This window comes from Agrobacterium sp. 719_389 (genome assembly GCF_900188475.1).
GTDB lineage: Bacteria > Pseudomonadota > Alphaproteobacteria > Rhizobiales > Rhizobiaceae > Agrobacterium > Agrobacterium radiobacter.
In genome coordinates this window covers 283068-308341 of record NZ_FYEM01000001.1, presented here as the reverse complement: position 1 = coordinate 308341, position 25274 = coordinate 283068, and the positions used below count along the sequence as shown (strand labels likewise).

Below are 25274 nucleotides of genomic sequence, written 5' to 3'. Positions count from 1 at the left end.
CCGTGCACTGCGGCATTTGAATACGAGGGGACGCCAGATGACAGACCGTGACGACGATCCTGTCGCGCCCGAGGACATGAAGCCGACGGAAGCGCTCTCCGATATCTACGCCGAAGACGGTTCGGTACGCTCCGATTTTCTGACGATGGTGGGTGCCGCGATCGCTGACCGCGATCTGCTTTTCCTGCGCAAGAATGTGGCGCGGCTGCATGAATCGGAACTCGGCGACCTTCTGGAATCCATCCTGCCAGAACAGCGCCATGCGCTGGTGCGGCTTCTCGGTTCCGATTTCGACATGACGGCGTTGACCGAGGTGGATGAGGGCATCCGTCTGGATATCGTCGACCAGATGTCGAACGAGCAGATTGCCGCCGGTATCGGCGAGCTGGATTCGGACGACGCCGTCTATATTCTCGAGGATCTCGACGACGAAGACCGCGAGGATATTCTCTCGCAACTGCCGTTCACCGAACGCGTGCGGCTGATGCGGGCGCTGGATTATCCGGAAAGTTCGGCCGGCCGCCGCATGCAGACGGAATTCGTCGCCGTGCCGCCGTTCTGGACCGTGGGGCAGACCATCGATTATCTGCGCGAAGAAGAAGAGCTGCCGGAATCCTTCTCGCAAATTTTCGTTATCGACCCCACCTTCAAGCTGGTCGGTGCGCTTGATCTCGACAAGGTGCTGCGCGCCAAGCGTCAGGTGAAGATCGAAACGATCATGCACGAGACCAACCATTCCATTCCGGCCGAGATGGACCAGGAAGAGGCCGCGCAGCTTTTCGAACAATACGACCTTCTCTCCGCCGCCGTGGTCGACGACAACGGCCGACTGGTGGGCGTGCTGACCATCGATGACGTGGTGGACGTCATTCAGGAAGAGGCCGAAGAGGATCTGCTGCGCCTTGGCGGTGTCGGTGACGAAGAGCTGTCGGACTCGATCGCCAGCACATCCCGGTCACGCGTGCCTTGGCTTGCGGTCAATCTCATCACCGCTTTTCTCTCCGCCTCCGTCATCAGCCTGTTCGATGCGACGATCCAGCAGATCGTCGCGCTGGCGATCCTGATGCCGGCGGTGGCCGGCATGGGCGGCAATGCCGGATCGCAGACCATGACGGTGTCGGTGCGGGCGCTCGCCACCAAAAGCCTCGATATTCACAACGCCGCCCGCATCATCAGGCGCGAGGCGGGTGTGGGTATCCTGAACGGCATGCTGTTCGGTTGCGCCATCGGCATTGTCGCCGGTGTCTGGTTTCAGGATATCCATATTGGCGGCATCATCGCCACGGCCATGTGTCTCAACATGCTGGCGGCGGCGCTGGCGGGCATTCTCATTCCGCTGGTGCTCGACAAGTTCGGAGCGGACCCGGCCGTCTCTTCGGCAGTCTTCGTTACGGCGGTGACCGATATTGTTGGCTTTTTCGCCTTTCTGGGTATCGCAACCTGGTGGTACGGTATTTCCGGATAGGGAGGCGGGCAAAAATTGACTTTTACGTGAAGGTCAAATAATATCATCCGGTTATGAATCGGATAGGCCCTTGGACAAGTATTATAGCATAACCGAACTGACACGCGAATTCGGTGTTTCCACCCGTACCTTGAGATTTTATGAGGACGAGGGGCTTATTCACCCTGAGCGTCGCGGGCGCACCCGGCTTTTCAGGGCTGCGGACCGCCGCCTCATTCAGGAAATCCTGCGCGGCCGCCGTATCGGTTTCACGATCTCCGAAATTCGCGAAATCATTCACGTCTACAAGGAGCCGCCCGGCGAATCGGGCCAACTGGTGCTTCTGATGAAGAAGGTCGATGAAAAGCGCGCCGATCTCAGGCAAAAACGCAAGGACATTGAAGAGACGCTGGCGGAACTCGACAATGTTGAAGAAGCCTGTCTGACGCGGCTTGCCGAAATCGGCGTGGGGACCTGAAACCCGCCCTGTAGCGGTTTGGCTATTCCGTCAACGTAACTGCCGAGAATCGCTCTGAAGCCTTTCCACTTTTGCTGCATATGGAACGAGCGGGTTTCGCTTGTCTCTTCTCCCCATGGGGGAGAAGGTCGCGGCAGCGGGATGAGGGGGCAAGGGTAGTGAGTTACGGCAACGTTGCCCCCTCATCCGACCCTTCGGGCCACCCTCTCCCCCATGGGGAGAAGAAAGGGTGCCAAGGCCTGACTCTCCTTACTGCGCCTCAGCCGTGCACTGCTGCGCCACTTCGCTGACCTTCGTCTGCTGATCGGCGCTGAGTTTACCTTCCATCATCATATCGAACAGGTTTTCCGCCTGCAGCTTCTCCAGCGTGCAGCCGCAGAAACGCTGGCACAGTTCCAGCCCGTTTGCCTGCTCGACGCAGCTCTTTTCACAGCTCGATTTGTACAGCTCGACCTGATCGACAGGCGGAGGCGGAGCGATGAGCGACAGGGTGTAAACGAGGCCGATCAGCACCGGCTGGTGGATGAGGTAGAAGGCAAGGCTGTGACGGCCGGCGCTGGCGATCAGGTTGCGAGGTGAACTCGGGTTTCGAAAGCGATCGAGCCAACCGCGCGGCGCGACAAATTGCGAAACCGCAAGCCCGGCGAGGAACGGCGCAAGCCAGGGCAGAAGCGGCACATAATCGTTAGAGCGGGGCGGCATGGTGGAAAAGCCGATCCAGGCCAGCCATTTTACGTTGAACAGTTCGGATTGCAGATATTGCGGCAGGATGAAAGCGATCACCGCGAAAAGCAGCGTCACGGCTGCAGGGGCTCGCAGGAACAGGAGCCCCACGAGGCTTGCGGCGGCGATATTGTGCAATATGCCGAAGAAGATGAAACTGTCCGGAAAGGCGAAATAGGTCGCGACGGTAATGAGCAGCGCCGAGCCGGCCACCATCGCAAAACGTTTGCCGAAAGACGGCCAGTTCACACCCCTGCCGTGGGCGAGAAACAGGCTGAAACCGGCCAGAAACAGGAACGAGCTGGCGATGGCGCGCGCATAGAGTTTCCACAGACCTGTTGTCGCCGTGCCGGGTTCGAGATAGCCGAAATATTCCAGGTTCCATGTGAAGTGGTAGGACGCCATGGCGATGAGGGCCAGCCCGCGCAGGGTGTCGAGACCGCCGATGCGGCCTTTGCGGCGGTTTTCGTTTACGGCTGCGTCTGTGTCCATGTTTCCCGCTTTTTTCAGCTTTTCGAGGGAGCTGACATTCACTTGGATTCGCTCGAAATGACCCGAGGGCTTGGCCCTTGAAGTGCGGCTATTTCAAGGCTGGTTTTCTTCCATGATCGCGCGCCGGGCCTCGGAAAAGAACTGGCGGCGCAACAGCGCCACGATGATGATGACCGTACTGGCAATGAAGACATAGGGGCTGATGAACCAGCCGAGATAACCGATGGACAGAAAGATCGTCCGCAGGCCGTCATTGAAGTTCTTAGCAGCGATGATGTTCATCTTTATGACGTTTTCGGCCGCTCGCTCCGCTGCCTCGCGATCCGCGTTGACATCGTGGACCATGGGGATGGCGCCGAAAAGGATCGTGCAATAGTTGAACAGGCGGTAGGACCAGCCGAATTTGAAGAAGGAATAACCGAAAAGACAGGTGAGCCCTATGACCTTCAGTTCGAAGGCCGTGCGCCCGGCATAATGCACGAAAGGCATGTCGCGAAACACCGATTCCACCTGCTCGGTCGCTCCCAGAAGGGCGAAACACCCACCGATGGCGAAAATGGAGGTGGAGGCGAAAAAGGCTGTACCGTTCTGCAGGCCGGCCATGATCTGCGTGTCGATCATTTTCAGGTCGCGTTTCAGCGAATTCATGATCCAGTGGCGACGGCGCTCGGCCATGGCCTGATTGAGGCTGGCTCTGGAAAACAGCCTCGTTCCCGTCGTTACATGGGTATAGACGGCCCAAAGCAGGATGAAAACGACGATCGAGATATAGTCCATGACGGTCATCACGGGCAGGCCACCCTGGTGTTAGCGAATCTTCGAAAGCATATTGATTTGAAGGCCATGGCAAGGCAATGGCGGTGACTGCCGTCACTCGATATTCTCCTTCGGCGTTGCGGTTTCATCATTCGGTTTTTCGCTAACTTTCCGGTAACCAAGTCGCATTATCAATCCACTTGCGGACGACAGGTCTGCCGGTTCCGGGTAAGGTTTTGCGTACCGGTTCCGCGTAAATCCCGGCACGGTCACCCGCCGATTGACAGGATGGCATTTCGCACCTAGCCTTTCATCAGGACCGGTGTTTCCGGTATCCGGGGTAATCAGGGCTTTCCATGTCCCGCATCGTGCGGGCGGGTCTTGTTTCTCCGGTCCGGTATCAGCGGCAGTCCGGCATGAACAACCGGGGGACGCCTTTTTCTACGAATCGTTCCCTTCATGACCGCCTGTCCCTGGCTTGCTTCACCGCAAAGATGCCGGTCCGCTTCATTCTTTTCCTTCAGGTTTCCCATGACAGATAAAAACCGCTCCGTTTTCATTCTTGGCGGCGCGCGCTCCGGCAAATCGCGTTTTGCCGAGGAACTCGCGGGAAAAGCCGGCGGACGCCTGCATTACCTCGCCACCGGGCGAGCATGGGATGACGAGATGCGCGACCGCATCAGCCATCATCAGGAGCGGCGCGGCGGGGAATGGACCACCCATGAAGCGCCGGTCGATATCGTCGCCGTTCTGCAGCGGCTCGACGACCCGGGAAATGTCATTCTTGTCGACTGCCTCACTCTGTGGCTTACCAATCTGATGATGGAGAATGCCGATATCGAGGCTGCCTTCACCGCGGTCGAGTCGGCGATTATATCGTCCCGGGCAACGCTGATATTCGTTTCCAATGAAGTGGGTCTCGGCATCGTGCCTGAAAACCGCATGGCGCGCGAATTCCGCGATCACGCCGGCCGCCTGCATCAGCGAATCGCGGCTACTGCCGGCGAGGTCTATTTTGTCGCCGCCGGGCTGCCACTGAAGATGAAGGGCTGAGACTGCGCCCGTCCAGACGGGTCGATATCTGCCCTTTTTTTGCTCTTGCGCAAATTTCTCTCGTAAAGCCGCGCCCTGTTTTGCCGGGGCTGCGACAGCTTTACATTCTTGATCTGGATCAAGGTGGGCTTCCCCGCGCGGTGGCAATGCTCCAACCGACGCAAAGGCGCGTTCCCGCTCTCCCAGGCGCGTGCCGTGCCTTTCGTCGGTCGGCTTGCACGTTGGGGGAAACCAACAATGAATTACACGTTAGAAACCGCGATCGTGGCCCTCGGGGCCTTTCTCGCGTTGCTCGGGGCGGCTTTCGCCCATGACAGTCTTTTCGCCGCCCATATGTGGGTGCTGTTCTTTACACTCCTGGTCAGCACGGTGCTTCTGCTGCGCCTCGTTTCCTTCGCGCCGGTCGATCAGGCTGCGCGCGTGCGACTCAAGTCGGAATATTTCGACGAGGTGGTGAAATACGGTGTCATCGCCACCGTGTTTTGGGGTGTCGTCGGCTTTCTGGTCGGGGTCGTGGTGGCGTTACAGCTCGCCTTTCCCGATTTCAACATCGCGCCCTATTTCAATTTCGGCCGCATGCGGCCGCTGCACACGTCAGCGGTGATCTTCGCTTTCGGGGGAAATGCGCTGATTGCCACGTCTTTCTACGTCGTGCAGAGAACCTGTCGCGCGCGCCTGTTCGGCGGCAATCTCGGCTGGTTCGTGTTCTGGGGTTATAACCTCTTCATCGTCATGGCTGCTACGGGTTATCTCCTTGGTATCACGCAGGGCCGCGAATATGCCGAGCCGGAATGGTATGTCGATATCTGGCTGACCATCGTCTGGGTCGCCTATCTCGTTGCCTTCCTTGGTACGATCCTGATGCGCAGGGAGCCGCATATCTATGTGGCGAACTGGTTCTACCTCGCCTTCATCGTCACCATCGCAATGCTGCACATCGTCAACAATCTGGCGGTGCCTGTGTCCTTCCTCGGGGTGAAGAGCTACTCGGCTTTCTCGGGCGTGCAGGATGCGCTGACGCAATGGTGGTACGGCCACAACGCCGTCGGGTTCTTCCTCACCGCCGGCTTCCTCGGCATGATGTATTATTTCATTCCCAAGCAGGTGAACCGCCCGGTCTATTCCTACCGGCTGTCGATCATCCACTTCTGGGCGCTGATCTTCATGTATATCTGGGCCGGCCCGCACCACCTGCATTATACGGCGCTGCCGGACTGGGCGCAGACGCTCGGCATGGTGTTCTCGATCATGCTGTGGATGCCGTCCTGGGGCGGGATGATCAACGGCCTGATGACGCTTTCGGGCGCATGGGACAAGATCCGCACCGATCCCATCGTGCGCATGATGGTGATGGCGGTGGCCTTCTACGGCATGGCGACCTTCGAGGGACCGATGATGTCGATCAAGGCCGTCAACTCGCTCAGCCACTATACCGACTGGACCATCGGCCACGTTCACTCCGGCGCTCTCGGCTGGAACGGCATGATCACCTTCGGCGCGATCTATTACCTGACGCCGAAACTCTGGGGCAGGGAGCGTCTCTACAGCCTGCAGCTGGTCAACTGGCACTTCTGGCTCGCCACGCTCGGCATCGTCATTTACGCCGCCGTCATGTGGGTGGCCGGCATCCAGCAGGCGCTGATGTGGCGCGAATACGATACCCAGGGCTTCCTCGTCTATTCCTTCGCGGAATCGGTCGCGGCGCTGTTCCCCTATTACGTGATGCGTGCACTGGGCGGCCTGATGTTCCTCAGCGGCGCACTCATCATGGCCTACAACGTCACGATGACCATCCTCGGTCATCAACGCGAGGAGGGCGTCCGCAAGGATGCGGCTCCTTCGCTGCAGCCTGCCGAATAAGGAGGGGCCGATGTCCATACTCGACAAACACGGCGTCATCGAACGCAACGCCACACTGCTTCTGGTCGGCTCGCTTCTGGTCGTCTCTATCGGCGGCATCGTAGAAATCGCACCGCTCTTTTATCTCGAAAACACCATCGAGAAGGTGGAGGGCATGCGGCCCTACACGCCGCTGGAGCTTGCCGGGCGCAACATCTACATCCGCGAGGGATGTTACGTCTGCCACAGCCAGATGATCCGGCCGTTCCGCGACGAGGTGGAGCGTTACGGGCATTACAGCCTGGCGGCGGAATCCATGTATGACCATCCGTTCCAGTGGGGTTCCAAGCGCACGGGGCCGGACCTCGCGCGCGTCGGGGATCGTTATTCGAACGAATGGCATGTGCAGCATCTGGCCGATCCGCGCTCGGTGGTGCCGGAATCGATCATGCCGTCCTATGCCTTCCTCAAGACCACGCCGCTGAAGATCACCGACGTTTCCATGGAGCTGAAGGCCAACCGCGCCGTTGGTGTGCCCTATAGCGACGAGATGATCGAGAAATCCGCGGCCGATCTTGCCGCCCAGGCCGACCCGAATGCGGATTCGTCGGAACTCTTGGCGCGTTATCCGAAGGCGAAGGTGGGTGATTTCGACGGCGATCCGGCCAAGCTTACCGAAATGGATGCGCTGGTCGCCTATCTGCAGATGCTCGGCACGCTGGTCGATTTTTCGACCTATGACGATGCCGCCGGATACCGGTGAGGAGGTGTAAGCCATGGAAACCTACACGGCCATGCGCCACTTCGCCGATAGCTGGGGCCTGCTTGCCATGACCCTGTTCTTCGCCGGCGTCGTCGTTTTCACCCTTCGCCCCGGCTCGAAGAAGGCCGCGGACGATGCCGCCAGCATTCCGCTCAAGGAGGACTAGGATATGTCCGAAAAACACATTGATGACATCAGCGGCGTCGAAACCACCGGCCATGAATGGGACGGTATCCGTGAGCTGAACAATCCCATGCCGCGCTGGTGGGTCTGGACCTTCTACTTCACGATCCTCTGGGCCATCGGTTATACCATCGCCTATCCGGCATGGCCGTTAATCAACGGGGCGACACAAGGGCTGCTCGGCTGGAGCAGCCGCGGTGAGATAGCCGCCGAAATCGCCGATGCAAAACAGTCGCAGAGCGTTTTTGTCGACAAGATCGCCAATTCGTCGCTTGCCGACATTCAGGCCGATCCGACCCTGATGCAATTTGCCCTTTCCGGTGGCGCAGCCGCTTTCAAGGTCAATTGCATTCAGTGTCACGGTTCCGGTGCGGAAGGCGGGCAGGGTTATCCCAACCTCAATGATGACGACTGGATGTGGGGCGGCAGCGTCGACGACATCTACACGACGGTGAAGCACGGCATCCGTTTTGCAGATGATGCTGATACGCGCGCGTCGGAAATGCCCGCCTTCGGCGACATTCTCAAGTCGGATGAAATCCGCGAGGTTGCGGCTTACGTCGTCAGCCTGACGGGAACGCCCGCCAACCCGGCGCTGGTGGAACCCGGCAAGCAGGTCTTTGCCGACAATTGCGCTTCGTGCCACGGCGAGGACGCCAAGGGTAACCGCGAGTTCGGCGCGCCGAATCTCGCCGATGCGATCTGGCTGAAGGCGCATGGAGAAGAGGGCATCGTTGCGCAAATCCGTTCGCCGAAACACGGCGTCATGCCCGCCTGGGGTGAGCGCCTTGGCGATACGACGGTCAAGCAGTTGGCGATCTTCGTGCATTCGCTTGGTGGGGGCGAGTGAAGCAAGCGGAATGTAAAGAAGGGGCGCCGGGGAGGCGCCCTTTTTATTGTTTAGATCAGGCGTTTTCCGCCCGTCCATCCGGATATTCGGCTGGTCCCTTCAACTCGATCTTGTTGCCGAAGGGGTCACGGAAATAGAACGAATGTCCCATTCCTCTCGCGCCACCGTGAAAGGCTTCCTGTTCTATCGTGACGTTAAATTTCGCCAGATGTGCGCGAAGCGCATCATGGTTTAGAGGACCGGTCGCTATGCAGATGTGATCGACATTACGTCCTCCGGCGACGGGCGGAGCAGCCTTTGTGCCACCGGGATGCGTGACATCCCACAGCACGATCAAGGCATTTCCGCACCAGACTTGTTCCATCCCGAGAGCAGGGTAAGAGTAACCATCCCTACACCCCAGCACGTTCCGGTAAAAATCGAGCGCCCGCATCATGTCGTCGACGATGAAGACGACATGATCGATGCCGACCAACGAAAAAGGCGGCGTTGTCAAAGTCATGACGGGCTCCTGCCAATCAGTTTTTCGACCAGACGGCCAGTTCGTATCCATCCGGATCGGTGAAATGAAAACGGCGTCCGCCGGGAAACTCGAAAAGCGCGACGCTGATCTGGCCGCCGGCGGCCTCGACGCGGCGCTGGGCATCCTCGATATCGGCGGCGTAGAGAATGACGAGCGGCCCGCCTTTCGCCGAAACGGGTGCCGTGGTGGTGAAACCGCCGGTCAGCCGGCCGTCGGAAAATTCGCAATATTGCGGACCGTAATCCTTGAAGGACCAGCCAAAGGCGCCGCCGTAAAATTCCTTGCTGCGCTCAATATCGGTGACGTTGAATTCGACATAGTCGATCCGCCGGTCGTTTGTATTCGTGGTCATCGTTCCTCCATCAATCCTTTTCGAGCAGCGTCTTCAGCGTTTCGAGATCGGCCGTGATCGCTTTTGCGTCCTGCTCGAAATCCTCGTCCGTCATATCCTGAAGGCGAAGGAGGGTGAAACTCACCTCCGTACCGCTGCCGTTCGGCGTCACCCGTAGCGCGTTATAAACCTTGATGCCATCCGGCAATGTCACGACATGGTCGATGACGCCGAATTCGTTTGCGGGCGCAAAATTGACGCGCACCTCGCCAAGCGGTCCGCCCTCGGCGATCCAGTCCTCGCCATCGGATTTGAGTCCGCCCGCAAGGCCTGCGGCCCAGCGGGGCATGTTCTGCGGGTCGGAGGCGAAGTCGTAGACCTGGGCCCAGGGTTTTTCGATCGACAGATGAATGATTCTCGACTGCATGACAGGCATTTCATCCTCCCTTGGCGGCGCGTTCCCATACTGCGCCACTTTGTCGTCACTTGATGTAAGTCAAGGATGTTTCACCGGGGAGATGGGAGAAAGCAAGGAGATAAAAACGGACATCTTACCATGAACATCTATCGCGCCGGACAGGACAGCCCGCAACAGCCCGTCGAAAGGCTGGAGGCGGAAGCCGTCAACTCCGCAAAAACGCGCAAACCGCTCTACGAAGCCCGCAAGAAGATTTTTCCCAAGCGCGCGGAAGGTCGGTTCCGGCGGTTCAAATGGCTGGTGATGCTCGTCACCCTCGGCATTTATTACCTGACGCCGTTCCTGCGCTGGGACAGGGGGCCTTATGCACCCGATCAGGCGGTGCTGATCGATATCGCCAACCGGCGCTTTTATTTCTTCTTCATCGAAATCTGGCCGCAGGAGTTCTTCTTCGTCGCCGGATTGCTGGTCATGGCGGGGCTGGGGCTGTTTCTCGTCACGTCCGCCGTGGGGCGTGCATGGTGTGGCTACACCTGTCCGCAGACCGTCTGGGTGGATCTGTTTCTGGTCGTAGAAAGGGCCATCGAGGGTGACAGGAACGCCCGCATGAAGCTCGACGCCGCGCCACTTACATTCGGCAAGCTGCGCAAGCGCGTGCTGAAACATGCGATCTGGCTGGTGATCGGCGTTCTGACCGGCGGCGCCTGGATCTTTTATTTTGCCGACGCGCCGACGCTGGCGATGGAGTTCATGACGGGGCGGGCGCCGATGATCGCCTATTCGACCGTCGCCATCCTTACCGCCACAACTTACGTTTTCGGCGGGCTGATGCGGGAGCAGGTCTGCACCTATATGTGTCCCTGGCCACGCATCCAGGCGGCGATGCTGGATGAGAATTCACTTGTCGTCACCTATAATGACTGGCGCGGCGAACCACGCTCGCGGCACGCCAAAAAAGCCGCTGCGGCGGGCGAGAGCATCGGCGATTGCGTCGATTGCAACGCCTGTGTCGCCGTCTGTCCCATGGGCATCGACATCAGGGACGGGCAGCAGCTGGAATGCATCACCTGCGCGCTCTGCATCGACGCCTGCGACGGGGTGATGGACAAGATCGGCAAACCGCGCGGGCTGATCGCCTATGCGACGCTTGCGGAATACCAGTCCAACATGGCGCTGGCGACCGGCAACGGTTCGCACGCCATCCGCCCCGCCAATGTGCGCGAGGAGGACGGCAGCTTCAGGAAGAGCATCCGCCACTTCAACTGGCGCATCGTCTTCCGTCCGCGCACGCTGCTTTACACGGCCATCTGGGCGGCGGTCGGCATCGGCATGCTGTTTGCGCTGGTGACGCGCGAGCGGCTGGCGCTCAACGTTCTGCACGACCGCAATCCGCAATATGTGCTGGAATCGAACGGTTCCATCCGCAACGGCTATACCGTGCGCATTCTCAACATGGTGCCGCAGCCGCGCACGATGAGCCTCACCATCGAGGGCATCCCGAATGCGGTGATGAAGATAAACGGCATGCCGGATACGGCCTCGCGCACTTTCGACGTCACGGTCGAACCGGATGAGGCGACGACGCTGAAGGTCTTCGTCACCCTGCCGGGCAAGGATGTCGCGCGCACGGCTGACAATTTCGAGTTCATCGTCAGCGATACGGGCGGCCATGAGACCGCCCGTTACGATGCTGTCTTCAACGCTCCGGGAGTGAAAAAATGACCGTGAACAATCGCCAGACATCCGGCTTCACTTTTACCGGCTGGCACATGCTCGGCGTCATGCTGCTGTTCTTCGGCACCATCATCACGGTCAACATGATCATGGCCTGGAATGCGGTGAACAGCTGGAGCGGGCTTGTCGTGCCCAATACCTATGTCGCCAGCCAGCAGTTCAACGCCAAGGCGGAAGCCGCCAAGGCACGGGCTGCGACCGGCATCAAGGGCAAGCTCGTGGTGGACGAACAGACCGTACGCTACGAGGTTTTCCATCCCGACACCGGCCCCGTCGATACGGATACGGTGACGGCGCATTTCCGCCGGCCGGTCGGTGAAAGCCAGAATTTCGACATGGAGCTCACCCCGCTGTCCACCGGCGTCTTCACCGGCGCGCATGACATGCTGCCGGGGCAATGGATCGTCGAGGTCACCGCCGTCAAGGATGGCCGGATCATCGTGCATGAGGGGACGCGGATCGCCGTCATCAGGGGGCGCAAATGAGCTGCTGCGCACCGGGAACGGAAGGTTCGCTTCAGCTTGGCGAACCGGTCAATCCACCATCGTCGGAGGAATTGCTGCTGGCGAGCCGCGATCTGGGGCAGGGGCTGCGGCAGACTGATCTCAGCGTGCCGGATGTCTATTGCGGCGCCTGCATCACCACCATCGAAACCGCGCTCGGCCGTCTCCGCCAGGTGGAGCGGGCGCGCGTGAACCTGTCGTCGAAACGCGTCGCAATCGTCTGGAAGGAAGAGGTCGATGGCGTCAGGACCGATCCTTCCGATCTCGCCCGCGCCATTCTTTCGACCGGATATCGCACGCATCTTTTCGCCAGCGGTCAGGATGCTTCCGACGCCTTGCGTTCACAGCTGATAAGGGCGGTGGCGCTGTGCGGTTTTGCCTCCGCCAATATCATGCTCCTTTCCGTCTCCGTCTGGTCAGGCGCGGATGCGGCGACGCGCGACATGTTCCACTGGATTTCGGCGATGATCGCCGCGCCGGCGCTGATCTATGGCGGCCGCTTCTTTTACCAGTCGGCCTGGAATGCGCTGAAACACGGCCGCACCAATATGGATGTGCCGATTGCGCTCGCCATCACGCTCTCCTATGCCGTCTCGCTGTGGGAAACGATCCATCACGGCGAACATGCGTGGTTCGACGCGACCGTGTCACTGCTGTTCTTCCTGCTGATCGGCCGCACGCTTGACCATATCATGCGCGACAAGGCGCGTTCGGCCATTGCGGGCTTGGCCCGGCTTTCGCCGCGCGGCGCAACCGTCATCGGTGAGGATGGAACGCGGGAATACCGCCAGCTTTCCGATGTCCAACCCGGAATGTCGATAGCGATTGCCGCCGGGGACCGTGTGGCGGTGGATGCCGTGGTCGTCTCCGGCAGCAGCGATCTCGACATGTCCATCGTCAACGGCGAAAGCGCACCGCGCCGCGTTACGGCAGGTGACAGCCTGCAGGCCGGTACGCTCAACCTCACCGGTTCGCTGATCGCGCGGGTAACCGCCTCGGCAAAGGAGTCCTTCCTGTCGGAGGTGATCGGGCTTATGGAGGCGGCAGAAGGCGGCCGGGCGCGGTATCGGCGCATCGCTGATCGCGCCGCGAGCTATTATTCGCCCGTCGTGCATCTTCTCGCGCTGGTGACATTTCTTGGCTGGGGCTTTTTCGGCGGCGACTGGAAACAGGCGATGCTGATCGCCATAGCGGTTCTCATCATAACCTGCCCCTGTGCGCTTGGCCTTGCCGTTCCCGTCGTGCAGGTGGTGGCGGCAGGAAGGCTCTTCCGGCACGGCGTCATGGTCAAGGAAGGCTCGGCCATGGAGCGGCTGGCCGAAATCGATACCGTGCTGTTCGACAAGACAGGCACCCTGACCGTTGGAAAGCCGAGACTGGTCGAGACAGGTGACGCGAAGCCGGCCACCATGGCGATTGCTGCGGGGCTTGCCGCCCATTCGCGCCACCCTCTCTCGAAAGCCCTGTATGCAGCCTATAACGGTGCCATGCCGACCTATGAGGCAGTGCTGGAAATTCCCGGCTCCGGCGTCGAGGCCGAGACGGAAGCCGGAACCTACCGGCTCGGCAATCGCCGTTTCGCCTGCCCGGATGACGACGCGGGCGTCGACAATGGCGATGCGCGGTCGGAAGTCGTGCTGTCCCTTGACGGCCGGCATCTGGCGAGCTTCGGCTTCGAGGACAATCCGCGCGCAGGTGCGGTTGCGGCATTGCGCAGCCTCTCAGTGCGGGGCCTTGCGCAGGAAATCGTCTCGGGTGACCGGGCGGCGGCTGTCAGCGCCATGGCGCAGCGGCTGGGGATCGGCAACTGGAGTGCAGACCTTTCGCCGAGGGACAAGGCGGCGCGCTGCGCTGCGCTTGCCGGCGAGGGTCGCAGGGTGCTGATGGTGGGAGACGGCATCAACGATGCGCCGGCGCTTGCCGCCGCCCATGTTTCCATGGCGCCCGCCACCGCCGCCGATATCGGCCGGCAGGCCGCTGATTTCGTGTTCATGCAGGAGGATCTCGATGCCGTGCCCTTCGCGATCGAGACGTCGCAGCGGGCCGGAAGGCTCATCCGGCAGAACTTCGCTCTCGCCATCGGCTATAATGTCATCGCCGTGCCGATTGCGATTGCCGGTTATGCGACGCCGATGATCGCGGCCATCGCCATGTCGACATCCTCGCTGATCGTCGTCGCCAATGCGTTGCGTCTTGCCGGCACGGCTGAAACCGTGCGTCCTCGGAACGACGTAAAAACAGGATATGCGGGAGAGGGGGCGCAACTGGCATGAACATGCTGATCTATCTCATTCCCGTCGCGCTTTTTCTGGGGGCGCTCGGCCTTTTCGCCTTCCTCTGGTCGGTGCGCTCTGGCCAGTATGAGGATATGGACGGGGCCGCGTGGCGTGCGCTGGATGACGGCGACGACCGACCCCGGCGATCATAGGAGGCGAGGTGGGCCTGTCGTTTCGAGCCGGCTCTGACCTGTCGCAAATATGCAAAGCTGATTTGCGTCATCAAAATTTAATCGTTTCAGTCGCGGCTAGCCTTGCCGTTTGTTCATTACAGTGCCACAACACGACCACCTAAAAGCAAGATGGAGGCACATCCGTGGAACAGGCAGAAATCGGTTTGATCGGTCTCGGCGTCATGGGCTCGAACCTGGCGTTGAACATCGCGGAAAAGGGCAACAAGATTGCCGTATTCAACCGAACCCCTGAAGCGACGAAAAAATTCTACGCTGAAGCCGGGGACTTGCAGGGACAGCTGATCCCCTGCGAAACCATCGAGGAATTCGTCGCCGCCATTCGTCCTCCGCGCCCGATCATCATCATGATCAAGGCCGGTGACCCTGTTGACCAGCAGATGGAAATCCTGAAGCCGCATCTTTCTAACGGCGACATCATGATCGATGCGGGCAATGCGAATTTCCGCGATACGATCCGCCGTTTCGACAATTTGAAGGATAGCGGCCTGACCTTTATCGGCATGGGCGTTTCCGGCGGCGAAGAAGGTGCGCGTCATGGACCGTCGATCATGGTCGGCGGCACCGAGGATAGCTGGAAGCGCGTCGAGAAGGTGCTGACCTCCATTTCCGCCAAGTACAATGACGATCCGTGCGTGGCCTGGCTCGGCAATGACGGCGCCGGCCATTTCGTCAAGACGATCCATAACGGCATCGAATATGCCGACATGCAGATGATCGCCGAAATCTACGGCATCCTGCGTGACGGCCTTGGTATGAGCGCAGTCGAAATCGCCGACGTGTTCGCCGAATGGAACAAGGGCCGCCTGAACTCCTACCTGATCGAAATCACCGAGAAGGTTCTGCGCGCCGCCGATCCGATTAGCGGCAAGCCGATGGTCGATCTGATCCTCGACAAGGCCGGCCAGAAGGGCACCGGCAAGTGGTCGGTCATCGAGGCGCAGAACATGGGCGTCGCCGCAACCGCTATCGAAGCGGCCGTGGCTGCGCGTATTCTCTCCTCGCAGAAGGACGAGCGTGAAGCTGCGGAGAAGATCTTCGGCCTGCCGACCCTCGCAGCGGCGCCGGCTGACAAGAAGGCGTTTATCGCCGATCTGGAAAGCGCGCTTCTGGCCGCCAAGGTTGGTGCTTACGCCCAGGGCTTCGCGATCATGTCGGCCGCATCGAAGGAGTTCAACTGGAACCTGCCGATGCCGACGATCGCCCGCATCTGGCGCGCCGGCTGCATCATCCGCTCGGAGTTCCTCGATGAGATCACCTCGGCCTTCACCAAGGATCCGCATGTGGCGAACCTCATCGTGACGCCTGCATTCTCCGGCATCGTCAAGGATACCGATGCGCCGCTGCGCCGTGTGGTTTCCTACGCCGTTCTGTCGGGCCTGCCGGTTTCGGCGCTGGCTTCGGCACTCGGTTATTTCGACGCCTATCGCCGCGGCCGCGGCAGCGCCAACCTCATCCAGGCGCAGCGCGACTTCTTTGGCGCGCATGGTTTCGAACGCACCGACGGTGTGGACAAGCCGCACGGCCCATGGGGCAGCGGCGCCGACATTTTCTGATCGGCTGAAACGATAAACGACAAAAGGCCCGCGCAAGCGGGCCTTTTCATTTCATCCGATGACTTCAATCAGCGAGCGGCAGCGAGGCCGACGATCAGGCCGCTGACGGCGTTGATGAGCAGGAACTGGTTGTCGACGCGCACCCAGCGCTGGTCGCGGCGTGGTTCGGCGAGGCGATAACGGCGATAGTCGCGGCGGTCGACGGTGTGACGGCGTTCGCCTGCAGACAGGCGCTGGCCGCGATCCCAGCGGTGCTTCTTGACGATGACCTTTTTCGTGGTGATCTGGCGCTCGACGGTAACGCCACGGTGGCGATCGTCATGACGGCTCTGCGCCTGCGCCATTGGAGCAGCGAGAACGGTGGCGGCCAGAAGAATGGTGACGAACTTTTTCATGAATGTTTCCTCTCGTGTTTCGATGAGGAGAACTTACGAATAAACGAATGAACGGAAACTGAATTTAAAATTACATTTATGTAATGGTTGTTAATGGTTAGGAGCGTGAGTTAATCTTTTATTTTGAGTTTTTGAGGGCAACCAGACCGCCCGGAGGAACCGGGCGGTCTGTTCCGCATCAGACGCGTTCGGCGGACTTTGCCCAGAGGTTGATATCCGCTTCCTTGGCATAACGGTCGATTTCCGCAAGCTCTTCGGCCGTGAAATCCGGCCGGTCGAGTGCCTTCACGCAATCCTCGACCTGTTCGACGCGGCTTGCCCCGATCAGCGCCGAGGTGATGCGGCCGCCGCGCAGAACCCAGGCAATCGCCATCTGCGCCAGCGTCTGGCCGCGCCGCTCGGCAATGCTGTTGAGCGCCCGGATGTTCTCGACGTTGCGTTCGTTGAGGAAGGCCGGGTTCAGCGACTTGCTCTGCGCTGCGCGGCTGCCATCAGGCACGCCGCCCAGATATTTCGTCGTCAGCATGCCCTGCGCCAGCGGCGAAAAGACGATGGAGCCGATGCCCAGTTCTTCCAGCGTATCGACGAGACCATCCTCCTCGATCCAGCGGTTGATCATCGAATAGCTCGGCTGGTGGATGATGCAGGGCGTGCCGAGGTCCTTGAGGATGGCGGCGGCCTCACGGGTGCGCTTCGAGTTGTAGGACGAGATGCCGACATAAAGCGCCTTGCCCGAGCGTACGATCTGGTCGAGCGCGCCGCAGGTTTCCTCAAGCGGCGTGTTGGGGTCGAAACGGTGGGAGTAGAAGATATCGACGTAGTCCAGCCCCATGCGCTTCAGGCTCTGGTCGCAGGAGGCGATGACGTATTTGCGGCTGCCCCATTCGCCATAGGGGCCGGGCCACATGTTGTAACCGGCCTTGGAGGAGATGATCATCTCATCGCGATAACCCCTGAAATCCGTCTTCAGGATTTCACCGAAGGCGGTTTCGGCGCTGCCGGGCGGCGGGCCGTAATTATTGGCGAGATCGAAATGGGTGATGCCGAGATCGAAGGCGCGGCGGCAGATGGCCTGTTTGGTCTGGTGCGGCGTGTCGTTGCCGAAATTGTGCCAGAGGCCGAGCGAGATCGCCGGCAGTTTCAGGCCGGTCTTGCCGCAATGATTATATTTCATGGATGCGTATCGGCTTTCGGCCGGTTGCCAAACCATGGGTCTTCCTCCACTTGCTGATGACTGGCTGCCGGAGAACCCGGCAGCCTTTTGAAGCGATGAAACAGGCGCGGGTTCACCTGTCATTCCCGAGAGGGATGGTTATGCCTTTCTCCGCATGGTTTCAATGCGAGGATTGGCAGGTATGAAGATCGAAGATGCGGAAATGCGGCTGGGGGCCGCCCGCCTTCGGCGTGAAGATGATACGGCGCGTTTCGCCGGTGGCCAGATCGAAGAGATTGTCGGAATAACGGCCGGGCTGATCTGCCTCCAGCATGACGAAGAGCGCGAGACCGGCAGCGGTGACATCGATTTCGTACTGGCCGTTTTTTAACGGGCCCACGGAAAATTCGAGCCCGGCAGGCTGAAGCTCCAGCGCCTTGTAAGTGTCGCGCACATGGTGGCCTTCACCTGTCATGCCGTTGGAGGCGATGAAGCTCCAGGCGAGGATGGCGCCATCCGGCAGGCTATCCATGTCGATCTCGGTGAGCGTCGCAGCCTTGTCCGTTGCGCAGGTGCCGTTGGCGGATTTCAGCGGCACGCGGTTACCGTCCATGGTCAGCGCAACGATGTTCATGTCGATTTCGACGTCTTCCGCGGTGTCGTTGACCATGGAGAAGCTCACTCGGCGTCCATCCTCGGAGGGAATGGCCGAGACGGTCACCGCCTGGAAGAAGCGGCGGGCGGCATAATGCAGCGCTTTCCAGCCGCCGCCATAATCGAGGCTGGACCATGAGGCGACGGGCCAGGTGTCATTGAGCTGCCAATAAAGCGTTCCCATGCAATGGGGCTTCAGCGAACGCCAGTAATCCACAGCAGTGCGGATGGCCAGCGCCTGCTGGACCTGGCTCAGATAAACGAAATTCTCGAAATCCTTGGGGAAGCGGAAATAGCGGAACATGGTGCCGGCGATCCGTTCATTGCCGCCGACATTCTTCTGGTGCAGCTCAATGACCGGGGAGGCGATGTTCATGTCCTTTTCTTCCGCATAGGTGCGGATGACGGGCATGGATGTGTAGGACTGGAAACCGAATTCGGAGCAGAAACGCGGCTTGACCGATCGGTAATTGTCGAACGACTTGTTTTCGTGCCAGACGGACCAGTAGTGCATGTCACCGGAACCATCCGCATGCCAGGCGTCGCCATAATCGAGATAACCGGAGGCCGGGCTGGAGGGCCACCAGAGCGCTTCCGGTGCTGCTTTTTTCAGTGCTCTTTCGATCGTGCGGTTCAGGCGGTCGTAAGCCACGAGATAACGGTCGCGATTGTTGCGGGATTCCTCGAACCAGGTCAGCGCACCCACCAGCTCGTTATCACCGCACCAGAGCGCGATGGACGGATGCGAGGAGAGGCGTTTCACCTGATAGTCGACCTCGTGTTCGACGTTGTCGAGAAAGTCCTCGCTGCAGGGATAAAGATTGCAGGCAAACATGAAGTCCTGCCAGACCAGCAGGCCAAGCCGGTCGCAGAGATCGTAGAACCAGTCTTCCTCATAAAAGCCGCCGCCCCAGACGCGGATCATGTTCATATTTGCCTCCACCGCAGAGCAGAGGAGATCTTCGGTCTTTTCCCGGCTGGCGAGCGAATAGAGCGCATCTGCGGGAATCCAGTTGGCGCCGCGGCAGAATATCTCGCGGCCGTTGATGCGGAAGGCGAAGCGGCTGCCGGCCTCGTCCTTGTCCGTCAGAAGCTCGATCGTCCTGAAGCCGATCTGGCGGGTGACGGTCTCATCAGGCAGTTCCACCGTCAGCTTGTAGAGCGTCTGTTCGCCACTGCCGGCCGGCCACCAGAGCTCCGGATTTTCGACGAAGAAGACGTGGCGCACCACCGTCTCGCCGGCGCCGACGCCGCAATCGAGTCTCAGTGTTTCATCGTTGAGGGAGAGGTAGACCGGCAGGCTCGCCGGACCCTCGGCAAACAGCGTGACGGCCACATGCAGCTCGACTCCGCCTTCGACATGGTGCTGCGAGGTGACGATATGTTCAATGCGGGCCGTATCGAGGCGCTTCAGCAGGATTTTGCCGTAAAGGCCGAGCGGCGCAATCGCGATGTTCCAGTCCCAGCCGAAATGGCATTGCGGCTTGCGCAGCATGTTGCCATTGGCAATGGGTGAATTACCGGGGTGATAGGGAATGTAAAAAGGCTGCCGCGCCTGCCGCTCCGCACCGGCCACGATGTTGGAATGGAAATGGATGCGGATGGTGTTTTCACCCGGACGGACAGCGCGGGAAATATCCGGGCGGTAGCGGCGGAAGCAATTGTCGGCGGTCAATACCGGGACGTCGTTGACGAAGACGATGGCGACGGTGTCGAGGTAGTCGATATCGAGATACCAGCTGGCATCCGCCTCATCGAGAATGAATGTGCGCTCGATGACCCAGTCGCGCTCAGCCACCCATTGCACCACCTTTTCATTGGCGCCGTGATAGGGATCGGGAATGATGCCCGCATTTTTGAGCGCGCTGTGAATATCACCCGGTACGGAAAGCTGGGTGGTATGGTCTCCTTCCACCGAGGTCAGGCGCCAGGGCCCGGCCAGATCAATGACGGTTTCGGGCGAGGAAGAAGAAATCATAATCGGACCCTGCATAGTATGAATTCGAAGAGGACTGGCCGGCATTATGGTGCAGGCTTGTGTCAGAATCTGGGGGAGCGGATGCCCGCAAAGCGGCTGCGATACGCTTATCCGGCTTTGCGATTTCCTCCCTCCGGCAACGTTACCGTAAAACAATCGTTTCGTCATTCCTTTGAGTGACAACGAGCGACATGAATAATGACGGGCACCTCCGCGTCGGGCTGGCGAAGTCACTTCTTGGAATAAATCGTATACTTTATATTTTTATATCAGTTATTTGTATCAAGATATTAATATTTGAAATTAAGATATGTATCCGTGGATTTCTGGAAATTCCGTGCCGGAAGAAGGGGGAAGTGTCGGGAAATATTTTCCGGACCTATATCGTTTTAGCTGAATTGGCAGATAGTCGCAAAGGACCGGCGTTTGACCGCAGACCTTTGCCTTTGCAACAGAGCAAAAGCTATCTATGATTATCGTTCGGTAAAGCGTGGCGAAATGAAATGAACGATACTGGCAAATCCGGCAGGGATGACATACCCGCGACGACGGGCGAGCGTCCGACCTTGAAGACGATCGCCTATATGACGGGTCTTGGCATCACCACCGTCTCGCGCGCGCTGAAGGATGCGCCAGACATCGGCGCTGAAACCAAGGAGCGTGTGCGGCTGATAGCCCGGCAGATCGGTTACCAGCCAAACCGCGCCGGCGTGCGCCTTCGCACCGGCAAGACCAATGTGATTGCCCTTGTGCTGAGTGTCGATGAAGAACTGATGGGTTTCACCAGTCAGATGGTATTTGGCATCACCGAGGTTCTTTCCACGACACAATATCATCTGGTCGTGACGCCCCATATCCACGCCAAGGATTCGATGGTGCCGATCCGCTATATTCTCGATACCGGTTCGGCGGATGGGGTCATTATTTCGAAGATCGAGCCCAACGATCCGCGCGTCCGTTTCATGACTGAGCGCAACATGCCCTTCGTCACCCATGGGCGGTCGGATATGGGCATCGAACACGCCTTTCATGATTTTGACAATGAGGCCTATGCCTATGAGGCGGTTGAACGGCTGGCGCAATGCGGACGTAAAAGGATCGCCGTCATCGTGCCGCCATCGCGGTTTTCGTTCCACGATCACGCCCGCAAGGGGTTTATGAGGGGGATCAGGGATTTCGGCCTTAGCGAATTTCCGCTGGATGCCATCACCATCGAAACGCCGCTTGAGAAAATCCGCGATTTCGGCCAGCGGCTGATGCAGTCGGATGATCGTCCCGACGGTATCGTTTCGATCAGCGGCAGCAGCACCATCGCGCTGGTGGCGGGTTTCGAGGCGGCGGGTGTGAGAATCGGCGAGGATATCGATATCGTCTCGAAGCAGTCCGCTGAGTTCCTGAACTGGATCAAACCGCAGATCCACACCGTCAATGAGGATATCAAGCTGGCGGGCAGGGAGCTTGCAAAGGCCCTTCTGGCGCGTATCAACGGCGCGCCGCCGGAGACCTTGCAGAGCATCAGCAGCCCGGTCTGGTCTTCGATGGCGCCGAAGCCCTAGGCAGCCGCTTCGCGACCGGCGTAACTCGCCGTCACGCAGTTGTGTTCGTCTTTTTTTGATAAATCACTTCAATTTTTTATCCCAAGCCTTTGGGATAAAATGATCTTTATTTCATATTTTGAGCTGATCCCGGCTCAGGGCCGGAAAGGCGGCGGCGTGTCAGCGCGCGACAATGCGCATCAGGACAGGCAATCCTTCAGAGAACCGGCAATACCACGCATCAGCTTGAAATAGAGATCGGGACCGGGCTCCAGCGTCGCCGCCTCCGGGTCGAGCGTCGCGGATTTTGCTGCAGTACCTTCGGTAATGACCGAAATCAGCTTCGGCTCGAATTGCGGTTCCGCGAAGACGCAGGTTGCGCCGAGCTGGCGAACCTTTTCCTGCATCTGTTTGACGCGGTCAGCACCTGGCAGGGTTTCGGGGCTGACGGTGATCGATCCCGCCGTCTTCACGCCGTAACGATGCTCGAAATACTGATAGGCATCGTGGAAGACGATGAAGGGTTTGTCCTTCACCGGCTTGACCGTTTCCTTCAGTTCAGCATCAAGCGCATCGAGATCGTCGATCAGTTTTTTGGTGTTGGCCTGATAGGTCGCGGCATTGCCGGCATCGGCCGCGATCAGCGCGGTTTCGATCGTCTGCGCCATGGCCTTGGCATTGGCGGGATCGAGCCAGAGATGGGTGTCGTATGCGCCGTGGTCATGGTCCTCGTGACCCTCCGCATGGTCATGTCCATGATCGTGTGCGCCTTCCTCTTCGGCGTGGCCGTCATGCGCATCATGGCCTTCGTCGCCGTGGTCGTGTGCTTCAAAGGGGCCTCCTTCGCGGAAGGGCAGCTTCTCCAGCCCCTTGGCGTCTTCCAGTTCAACCACGGTCGCCTTGCTGGCAAGCGCCTCCAGCGGCTTTTCCAGGAATGCTTCCAGTCCCGGGCCAACCCAGAAGACCACATCCGCCTTTTCCAGCTTGCGCGCATTGGACGGTCTGAGATTATAGGTGTGCGGCGAGGCCGCGCCGTCGACAATGAGCTGCGGTTCGCCGACGCCCCGCATGATTGCGGCGACGAGGGAATGGACCGGCTTGATCGAGACCACGACATCGGGCGCTGCTGTGGCGCCGGAAGCGACGGCTGCGATAGCCACCGATGCCATGAGCGGGACCAGGAACGATTTCATGAAATGCACTCCACTTGAAGAAGTATAGTTATGTTATTACATTTATTGCGTTACTCTATAACGTATGCAATAGCGGTAAGCAACATCGCCGAACGGACAATCCCATGCTTCATTCCGCCCATCGGGGCAACGAGATACTGGTTTCCCTTGCCAATGCCGGCGTGCAGCGCAACGGCCGCTGGCTGGTGCGCGGTGTGGAGTTTTCCGTCAGCAAAGGTGAGATCGTCACGCTGATCGGGCCGAACGGTTCCGGCAAGTCAACGAGCGCGAAAATGGCGATCGGTGTGGTGAAGCCGACTGAGGGCGAGGTCTCGCGCATTGCCGGTCTGAGGGTCGGTTATGTGCCGCAGAAGCTTTCCGTTGATTGGACCATGCCGCTTTCGGTGCGCCGGCTGATGACGCTGACCGGGCCGCTGCCAGCCCGTGAAATCGACGCGGCGCTGAATGCGACTGGCATTGCGCATCTCGCCAATGCCGAGGTCCAGCACCTTTCCGGCGGCGAGTTCCAGCGCGCGCTTCTGGCCCGCGCCATCGCCCGCAAGCCCGATCTGCTGGTTCTTGACGAGCCCGTGCAGGGCGTCGATTTCTCCGGCGAGATAGCTCTCTATGATCTGATAAAAAATATCAGAAATTCAAATAATTGCGGAATTCTGTTAATCTCGCATGACCTGCATGTGGTGATGGCGGAAACCGACACCGTCATATGCCTGAACGGCCATGTCTGCTGCCGGGGCACGCCACAGGCGGTGAGCCAGAGCCCGGAATATATGCGGCTGTTCGGCGGCTCGGCAGCCAAGGCGCTTGCCGTCTATAGCCACCATCACGATCATACCCATTTGCCCGATGGCCGGGTGCAGCATGCGGATGGTTCCGTAACCGATCATTGCCACCCCGAGGATGGCCACCACCATATGCATGACCATGGCCGCCATCATGACGACCATGGCGAATGCGGCTGCGGCCACCAGCATGAGCATGAGCATGAGGATCATATTTCTTCCAGCCAGCGGCAGGGAGAGCGCCATGTTTGACGATTTCTTCATTCGCGCCATGGTCGCCGGTATCGGCGTCGCGCTCACTGCCGGTCCTCTCGGCTGTTTCGTCGTCTGGCGGCGCATGGCCTATTTCGGTGATACGATGGCCCATTCGGCGCTGCTCGGCGTCGCGCTCTCGCTGCTGTTGCAGCTCAACCTCATCGTCAGCGTCTTTCTGGTCGCGTCGGCCGTGTCGATCCTGCTGCTCTTCTTGCAACGCCGGCAGGCGCTCTCCTCCGATGCACTGCTTGGCATATTGTCCCATTCAGCGCTGGCGATCGGTCTTGTCATCGTCGCTTTCATGAGTTGGGTGCGTATCGACCTCGTCTCATTCCTGTTCGGCGATATTCTCGCTGTTACCCGCAGCGATATCGCCCTGATCTGGGGCGGTGGGCTGGTGGTCATCGTCTCCATGGTCTTCCTGTGGCGGTCGCTGCTCGCCTCCACCGTGAATACAGAATTGGCCGAGGCCGAGGGGTTGAACCCGGAGCGTGCAAAGCTGATCTTTACGCTCTTGATGGCGCTGGTAATCGCTATTGCCATGAAGGTGGTCGGCATCATGCTCATCACCTCGCTGCTCATCATACCGGCGGCGACAGCCAGACGTTTTTCCGCGACGCCAGAGGTGATGGCGGTGGTGGCTTCGCTGATCGGCGCGGTTGCCGTTGTCGGCGGCCTGTTCGGCTCGCTCACCTACGATACGCCGTCCGGTCCTTCCATCGTGGTTGCCGCGGTGATCCTCTTCGTTATAAGCCTGTTGCCGGCGCCGGGTTTTTCCCGCGCCGCGGATGAAGGAGGCAAGTCATGAATGTGCAGACCCAGCAGAACCTCACCAAGAACCAGTCGCTGGTCATGAATGCTCTCTCAAACGCGCATCAGCCGCTCAGCGCCTATATGATCCTCGACAAGCTGCGCGACGATGGTTTTCGCGCGCCGCTGCAGGTTTACCGGGCGCTGGAAAAGCTGGTGGAATTTGGTCTCGTACACCGGCTTGAGAGCCTCAACGCCTTTGTCGCCTGCACCCATACGCAGGCGGAGTGCTGCTCGCACCACCACGGCACGGTGGCTTTCGCCATCTGCGAATCCTGCGGACAGGTGACGGAGTTTCACGATCATGAGATCGACCACCGCCTTGAACGCTGGGTGAAGGACAGCAAGTTCAAGGCGGAAAAGACAACCATTGAAATTCGTGGCCTTTGCGCCGCCTGCTCGGCTTAAT

General features: G+C 59.5%; 25 protein-coding genes. 16 read left to right on the top strand and 9 right to left on the bottom strand.

What is annotated here, in order from left to right; all coding sequences use genetic code 11:
• The first annotated feature begins 37 nt into the window (after nt 1-37).
• Together mgtE and CFB10_RS01565 are read left to right on the top strand one after the other, a co-directional pair.
• On the top strand, nt 38-1465 hold the full coding sequence (gene mgtE, locus CFB10_RS01570) for a magnesium transporter (RefSeq protein WP_020012553.1): 1428 nt from the start codon (nt 38-40) through the stop codon (nt 1463-1465).
• Between the two features lie 70 nt (nt 1466-1535).
• Nucleotides 1536-1922, top strand: coding sequence for a MerR family DNA-binding transcriptional regulator (locus CFB10_RS01565; RefSeq protein WP_003495942.1), 387 nt, complete (start codon nt 1536-1538; stop codon nt 1920-1922).
• A 249-nt stretch (nt 1923-2171) separates the two neighbouring features.
• Here the strand turns inward: CFB10_RS01565 and CFB10_RS01560 are convergent, their stop codons facing one another.
• Together CFB10_RS01560 and CFB10_RS01555 are read right to left on the bottom strand one after the other, a co-directional pair.
• Nucleotides 2172-3137: a heparan-alpha-glucosaminide N-acetyltransferase gene (locus CFB10_RS01560; RefSeq protein ID WP_026364105.1), complete on the bottom strand. Its 966-nt coding sequence runs from the start codon at nt 3135-3137 to the stop codon at nt 2172-2174.
• Nucleotides 3138-3230: 93 nt separating this feature from the next.
• The gene (locus tag CFB10_RS01555) at nt 3231-3923 is read right to left on the bottom strand and encodes a DUF599 domain-containing protein (RefSeq protein WP_020012551.1); all 693 of its coding nucleotides are present in this window, start codon (nt 3921-3923) and stop codon (nt 3231-3233) included.
• 501 nt (nt 3924-4424) lie between these two features.
• On the opposite strand from CFB10_RS01555, the gene cobU reads away from it, so the two are divergent.
• From cobU to ccoP, 5 genes are all read left to right on the top strand, one after another.
• A complete protein-coding gene (gene cobU / locus CFB10_RS01545) occupies nt 4425-4946 on the top strand; it encodes a bifunctional adenosylcobinamide kinase/adenosylcobinamide-phosphate guanylyltransferase (RefSeq protein ID WP_020012549.1) in 522 nt (173 codons plus the stop codon).
• Nucleotides 4947-5183: 237 nt separating this feature from the next.
• Entirely contained in the window at nt 5184-6806 is a 1623-nt protein-coding gene (gene ccoN, locus CFB10_RS01540) for a cytochrome-c oxidase, cbb3-type subunit I (protein WP_020012548.1), read from the top strand.
• Nucleotides 6807-6816: 10 nt separating this feature from the next.
• The gene (ccoO, locus tag CFB10_RS01535) at nt 6817-7548 is read left to right on the top strand and encodes a cytochrome-c oxidase, cbb3-type subunit II (protein WP_026364104.1); all 732 of its coding nucleotides are present in this window, start codon (nt 6817-6819) and stop codon (nt 7546-7548) included.
• 13 nt (nt 7549-7561) lie between these two features.
• On the top strand, nt 7562-7714 hold the full coding sequence (locus CFB10_RS01530; protein WP_003502810.1) for a CcoQ/FixQ family Cbb3-type cytochrome c oxidase assembly chaperone: 153 nt from the start codon (nt 7562-7564) through the stop codon (nt 7712-7714).
• A gap of 3 nt (nt 7715-7717) precedes the next feature.
• Entirely contained in the window at nt 7718-8581 is an 864-nt protein-coding gene (ccoP, locus tag CFB10_RS01525; RefSeq protein WP_020012546.1) for a cytochrome-c oxidase, cbb3-type subunit III, read from the top strand.
• 55 nt (nt 8582-8636) lie between these two features.
• Here ccoP and CFB10_RS01520 read toward each other — a convergent pair whose 3' ends face one another.
• Genes CFB10_RS01520 through CFB10_RS01510 form a run of 3 tightly spaced genes read right to left on the bottom strand, consistent with a single transcriptional unit; the run spans nt 8637 to nt 9871 of the window.
• Nucleotides 8637-9083, bottom strand: a complete 447-nt coding sequence (locus tag CFB10_RS01520) for a VOC family protein (protein WP_026364103.1) — start codon at nt 9081-9083, stop codon at nt 8637-8639.
• Nucleotides 9084-9099: 16 nt separating this feature from the next.
• Nucleotides 9100-9456 (bottom strand): VOC family protein, encoded by a 357-nt coding sequence (locus CFB10_RS01515; protein ID WP_003502804.1) that lies wholly within the window; start codon nt 9454-9456, stop codon nt 9100-9102.
• Between the two features lie 10 nt (nt 9457-9466).
• Nucleotides 9467-9871: an SRPBCC family protein gene (locus CFB10_RS01510; RefSeq protein WP_020012544.1), complete on the bottom strand. Its 405-nt coding sequence runs from the start codon at nt 9869-9871 to the stop codon at nt 9467-9469.
• Between the two features lie 120 nt (nt 9872-9991).
• On the opposite strand from CFB10_RS01510, the gene ccoG reads away from it, so the two are divergent.
• The 5 genes from ccoG (at nt 9992) to gndA (ending at nt 16113) form a co-directional block, all read left to right on the top strand.
• Nucleotides 9992-11575, top strand: a complete 1584-nt coding sequence (ccoG, locus tag CFB10_RS01505; protein ID WP_020012543.1) for a cytochrome c oxidase accessory protein CcoG — start codon at nt 9992-9994, stop codon at nt 11573-11575.
• Nucleotides 11572-12072 (top strand): FixH family protein, encoded by a 501-nt coding sequence (locus CFB10_RS01500; RefSeq protein ID WP_020012542.1) that lies wholly within the window; start codon nt 11572-11574, stop codon nt 12070-12072. The genes ccoG and CFB10_RS01500 overlap by 4 nt, the downstream gene beginning before the upstream one ends.
• A complete protein-coding gene (locus tag CFB10_RS01495; protein WP_020012541.1) occupies nt 12069-14363 on the top strand; it encodes a cation-translocating P-type ATPase in 2295 nt (764 codons plus the stop codon). The genes CFB10_RS01500 and CFB10_RS01495 overlap by 4 nt, the downstream gene beginning before the upstream one ends.
• Nucleotides 14360-14518 (top strand): cbb3-type cytochrome oxidase assembly protein CcoS, encoded by a 159-nt coding sequence (gene ccoS, locus CFB10_RS01490; RefSeq protein WP_003502794.1) that lies wholly within the window; start codon nt 14360-14362, stop codon nt 14516-14518. Before CFB10_RS01495 ends, ccoS begins: the two co-directional genes overlap by 4 nt.
• 164 nt (nt 14519-14682) lie before the next feature.
• On the top strand, nt 14683-16113 hold the full coding sequence (gndA, locus tag CFB10_RS01485; RefSeq protein WP_020012540.1) for an NADP-dependent phosphogluconate dehydrogenase: 1431 nt from the start codon (nt 14683-14685) through the stop codon (nt 16111-16113).
• Between the two features lie 68 nt (nt 16114-16181).
• Here the strand turns inward: gndA and CFB10_RS01480 are convergent, their stop codons facing one another.
• From CFB10_RS01480 to CFB10_RS01470, 3 genes are all read right to left on the bottom strand, one after another.
• A complete protein-coding gene (locus CFB10_RS01480; RefSeq protein WP_020012539.1) occupies nt 16182-16508 on the bottom strand; it encodes an RcnB family protein in 327 nt (108 codons plus the stop codon).
• 178 nt (nt 16509-16686) lie between these two features.
• On the bottom strand, nt 16687-17718 hold the full coding sequence (gene mgrA, locus CFB10_RS01475) for an L-glyceraldehyde 3-phosphate reductase (RefSeq protein WP_020012538.1): 1032 nt from the start codon (nt 17716-17718) through the stop codon (nt 16687-16689).
• Between the two features lie 124 nt (nt 17719-17842).
• Nucleotides 17843-20308 carry a glycoside hydrolase family 2 protein gene (locus CFB10_RS01470; protein WP_020012537.1) on the bottom strand — a complete coding sequence of 822 codons (2466 nt, stop codon included), beginning with the start codon at nt 20306-20308 and terminating at the stop codon, nt 17843-17845.
• 488 nt (nt 20309-20796) lie between these two features.
• Here CFB10_RS01470 and CFB10_RS01465 point away from each other — a divergent pair, with 488 nt between their 5' ends.
• Nucleotides 20797-21849, top strand: a complete 1053-nt coding sequence (locus tag CFB10_RS01465; RefSeq protein WP_020012536.1) for a LacI family transcriptional regulator — start codon at nt 20797-20799, stop codon at nt 21847-21849.
• Nucleotides 21850-22028: 179 nt separating this feature from the next.
• Here the strand turns inward: CFB10_RS01465 and znuA are convergent, their stop codons facing one another.
• A complete protein-coding gene (gene znuA / locus CFB10_RS01460) occupies nt 22029-23021 on the bottom strand; it encodes a zinc ABC transporter substrate-binding protein ZnuA (RefSeq protein WP_020012535.1) in 993 nt (330 codons plus the stop codon).
• Between the two features lie 104 nt (nt 23022-23125).
• Between znuA and znuC the strand changes: the two genes are divergently transcribed.
• From znuC to zur, 3 genes are read left to right on the top strand one after another with little or no spacing between them, the layout of a single operon-like run.
• On the top strand, nt 23126-24052 hold the full coding sequence (gene znuC / locus CFB10_RS01455; protein ID WP_020012534.1) for a zinc ABC transporter ATP-binding protein ZnuC: 927 nt from the start codon (nt 23126-23128) through the stop codon (nt 24050-24052).
• Nucleotides 24045-24863, top strand: a complete 819-nt coding sequence (gene znuB / locus CFB10_RS01450) for a zinc ABC transporter permease subunit ZnuB (protein ID WP_020012533.1) — start codon at nt 24045-24047, stop codon at nt 24861-24863. Before znuC ends, znuB begins: the two co-directional genes overlap by 8 nt.
• Complete coding sequence (gene zur / locus CFB10_RS01445) at nt 24860-25273, top strand: zinc uptake transcriptional repressor Zur (protein ID WP_003502775.1); 414 nt, start codon at nt 24860-24862, stop codon at nt 25271-25273. Before znuB ends, zur begins: the two co-directional genes overlap by 4 nt.
• Nucleotide 25274: the final 1 nt, after the last annotated feature.

Coding starts and splice junctions, on each gene's coding strand:
- mgtE (WP_020012553.1), top strand. CDS start 38: ATGACAGACCGTGACGACGATCCTGTCGCGCCCGAGGACATGAAGCCG.
- CFB10_RS01560 (WP_026364105.1), bottom strand. CDS start 3,137: ATGGACACAGACGCAGCCGTAAACGAAAACCGCCGCAAAGGCCGCATC.
- CFB10_RS01555 (WP_020012551.1), bottom strand. CDS start 3,923: ATGACCGTCATGGACTATATCTCGATCGTCGTTTTCATCCTGCTTTGG.
- cobU (WP_020012549.1), top strand. CDS start 4,425: ATGACAGATAAAAACCGCTCCGTTTTCATTCTTGGCGGCGCGCGCTCC.
- ccoN (WP_020012548.1), top strand. CDS start 5,184: ATGAATTACACGTTAGAAACCGCGATCGTGGCCCTCGGGGCCTTTCTC.
- ccoO (WP_026364104.1), top strand. CDS start 6,817: ATGTCCATACTCGACAAACACGGCGTCATCGAACGCAACGCCACACTG.
- CFB10_RS01530 (WP_003502810.1), top strand. CDS start 7,562: ATGGAAACCTACACGGCCATGCGCCACTTCGCCGATAGCTGGGGCCTG.
- ccoP (WP_020012546.1), top strand. CDS start 7,718: ATGTCCGAAAAACACATTGATGACATCAGCGGCGTCGAAACCACCGGC.
- CFB10_RS01520 (WP_026364103.1), bottom strand. CDS start 9,083: ATGACTTTGACAACGCCGCCTTTTTCGTTGGTCGGCATCGATCATGTC.
- CFB10_RS01515 (WP_003502804.1), bottom strand. CDS start 9,456: ATGACCACGAATACAAACGACCGGCGGATCGACTATGTCGAATTCAAC.
- CFB10_RS01510 (WP_020012544.1), bottom strand. CDS start 9,871: ATGCCTGTCATGCAGTCGAGAATCATTCATCTGTCGATCGAAAAACCC.
- ccoG (WP_020012543.1), top strand. CDS start 9,992: ATGAACATCTATCGCGCCGGACAGGACAGCCCGCAACAGCCCGTCGAA.
- CFB10_RS01500 (WP_020012542.1), top strand. CDS start 11,572: ATGACCGTGAACAATCGCCAGACATCCGGCTTCACTTTTACCGGCTGG.
- CFB10_RS01495 (WP_020012541.1), top strand. CDS start 12,069: ATGAGCTGCTGCGCACCGGGAACGGAAGGTTCGCTTCAGCTTGGCGAA.
- ccoS (WP_003502794.1), top strand. CDS start 14,360: ATGAACATGCTGATCTATCTCATTCCCGTCGCGCTTTTTCTGGGGGCG.
- CFB10_RS01480 (WP_020012539.1), bottom strand. CDS start 16,508: ATGAAAAAGTTCGTCACCATTCTTCTGGCCGCCACCGTTCTCGCTGCT.
- mgrA (WP_020012538.1), bottom strand. CDS start 17,718: ATGGTTTGGCAACCGGCCGAAAGCCGATACGCATCCATGAAATATAAT.
- CFB10_RS01470 (WP_020012537.1), bottom strand. CDS start 20,308: ATGCAGGGTCCGATTATGATTTCTTCTTCCTCGCCCGAAACCGTCATT.
- CFB10_RS01465 (WP_020012536.1), top strand. CDS start 20,797: ATGAACGATACTGGCAAATCCGGCAGGGATGACATACCCGCGACGACG.
- znuA (WP_020012535.1), bottom strand. CDS start 23,021: ATGAAATCGTTCCTGGTCCCGCTCATGGCATCGGTGGCTATCGCAGCC.
- znuC (WP_020012534.1), top strand. CDS start 23,126: ATGCTTCATTCCGCCCATCGGGGCAACGAGATACTGGTTTCCCTTGCC.
- znuB (WP_020012533.1), top strand. CDS start 24,045: ATGTTTGACGATTTCTTCATTCGCGCCATGGTCGCCGGTATCGGCGTC.
- zur (WP_003502775.1), top strand. CDS start 24,860: ATGAATGTGCAGACCCAGCAGAACCTCACCAAGAACCAGTCGCTGGTC.